This window comes from Lishizhenia sp., assembly GCF_057456495.1.
This window is the reverse complement of sequence record NZ_JBVCPV010000300.1, coordinates 1-2109: the sequence shown is the minus strand read 5'-3', so window position 1 is coordinate 2109 and position 2109 is coordinate 1. Positions and strand designations below refer to the sequence as shown.

Below are 2109 nucleotides of genomic sequence, written 5' to 3'. Positions count from 1 at the left end.
GCTGGAGAGGTTGAGCCCTTTAGGGTAAATAGTCGAGTTGACTTAGAGTTTTAATCTTCCCAAAAGGATAGCAGCGGCACGGGCTGAGCTACTGGCGTGATGAACTTGAGGTGTTGGGGCGACAGCGAGAGCCACAAAAGCCCTTAGTGTAATAGCCGAGTAGGGTAGTTTGTACAGCGTATAGCTTGGTTTTACCATCCCACAGGGTGGTGGAATTTGGCCCAATGAATTCAAAAATCATCTCTCGACTTCGCTCGGTAATCTTAAAAAACCTCTCTTAAATAAAAGATATTCAGCAAACGTATAACTCAATATTTATTCAAAAACCAGGGTGTAAAATTCAAAAAGCGGTTTCGGGAAAAGTAGCACTATTGACGAATCCCTTTTCTCTTATAACTTTCCCATAAAATACCTTTAACATTTTGAAGTTGAATGCTTACATTTGTGCTTCTAAGAAATTTTGATTTATGAACAGTTGGTACACCGTAAAGGTTAAATATACAAAGCAAATGGAGGATGGAACGTTAAAGCGCGTTACCGAGCCTTATTTGTTAGACGCGGTATCTTTTACAGATGCTGAAGCAAGAATTTACGAAGAGTTAGGAGAGCAAATTCGTGGGGAGTTTTTGGTAACGGGAATTTCTAAGACGGATTATGCTGATATTTTCCACTACGAGGATGCTGATTACTGGTACAAGTGTAAGGTGACTTACGTTTCTGTTGATGCAGATTCTGGAAAAGAGAAAAAGGTTTCTAACAACTTCTTAGTAACTGCTGCCAATGTGAAGGAAGCTTTCGAAAGAATAGAGGAGAGCTTAGAGTCAATGTTGGTAAGTTTCGAAATTCCAGCCATTGCAGTTTCTCCTATTATTGACATTTTCCCTTTCAACCCAGATTTAGATAAGGAGTTGGATAGAAGAGAAATGACAGAAGAGGAAAAGGAAGAGTACAACGAATCTAGAAACCCTCCTGTGTTTACAGCTTCTGGAGATGATGAAGAAGAAGTAGAGGAGACGGTAGAAGAAAGCACATTTACTGACGAAAGCGAGTAAAATGGGGATAGACTTTATTTCTAAAATAAAGAACGATCATAAAGATTTTGATAAAGGGAAGTTGAGCGATAATGTGCCCAGCGACCCTTTTGATTTATTTAAGGAATGGTACGAGCATGCTTTTAAAAGCGAGCAACCTGAAGCCAATGCCTTGCATCTTACAACGGTAAATAAAGAAGGGAAACCGAGTTCGCGTATTCTTTATTTGAAGGATATTACCGAAGAAGGTTTTATATTCTACACCAATTACAATTCTCAAAAGGGAAGAGAAATAGCGGAAACGGGCGTTGTTGCTGGTTTGTTGTTTTGGCCAGGATTGGAGCGTCAAATTCGTATTGAGGGAACATGCCAAAAGGCAGATCCAGCGATTAGCGATGCTTACTTTAATTCTCGTCCACGAGGAAGTAAGATTGGAGCTTGGGCAAGTCATCAAAGTGAGGAGCTAGATAGTCGCCAAACTTTGGAGGAAAGAACAGTTGAATACGAAGCAAAATTCCCGAATGAAGTACCGCGACCAGAGCACTGGGGTGGTTACTTGATTAAGCCAGAGCGTTTTGAGTTTTGGCAAGGAAGAGCCAGTAGATTGCACGATAGAATTTGTTACAAAAAAGATGCTTCTCAAAACTGGGAGGTGTTTAGGAAAAATCCATAGATGATACAAGAAGAACCAACGGTTTTTACGCTTTCCAATGGAATGCGTGTAGTATACCTGCATACGGATAAACAAGTGGCACACTTGGGGGTTACGGTATTGGGTGGTTCTCGATTTGAGAAAGACAACGAGGTTGGTTTAGCACACTTTTTAGAGCATTGTATTTTTAAGGGAACGCAAAAGCGTAAAACTTATCACATCCTTTCGCGCTTAGATTCTGTAGGAGGTGAGTTGAACGCCTACACGGCCAAAGAGGAGATATGTATTTACGGTTCTTTCTCTTTTGAACATTTGAAACGTACCTCTGAATTGTTGGCAGATATAACTTTTCATTCTGTGTTTCCAGAAAAGGAAATAGAGAAGGAGAAAGAGGTTGTATTGGACGAATTGAATGCCTACATGGAT

3 protein-coding genes are annotated in these 2109 nt (G+C 40.4%); all 3 read left to right on the top strand.

Annotation, left to right across the window (positions count from 1 at the left end):
- Positions 1 to 467: 467 nt before the first annotated feature.
- Entirely contained in the window at positions 468 to 1052 is a 585-nt protein-coding gene (locus tag AC22ZQ_RS14290) for a DUF4494 domain-containing protein (protein WP_318959431.1), read from the top strand.
- A gap of 1 nt (position 1053) precedes the next feature.
- On the top strand, positions 1054 to 1704 hold the full coding sequence (pdxH, locus tag AC22ZQ_RS14285; RefSeq protein ID WP_318959430.1) for a pyridoxamine 5'-phosphate oxidase: 651 nt from the start codon (positions 1054 to 1056) through the stop codon (positions 1702 to 1704).
- Positions 1705 to 2109: M16 family metallopeptidase (locus tag AC22ZQ_RS14280; RefSeq protein ID WP_318959429.1), on the top strand; the 405-nt coding region annotated here is incomplete at its 3' end.

What these genes read in the sequence shown, in the direction of transcription:
- AC22ZQ_RS14290 (WP_318959431.1), top strand. Translation starts at nt 468, where the DNA reads ATGAACAGTTGGTACACCGTAAAGGTTAAATATACAAAGCAAATGGAG.
- pdxH (WP_318959430.1), top strand. Translation starts at nt 1,054, where the DNA reads ATGGGGATAGACTTTATTTCTAAAATAAAGAACGATCATAAAGATTTT.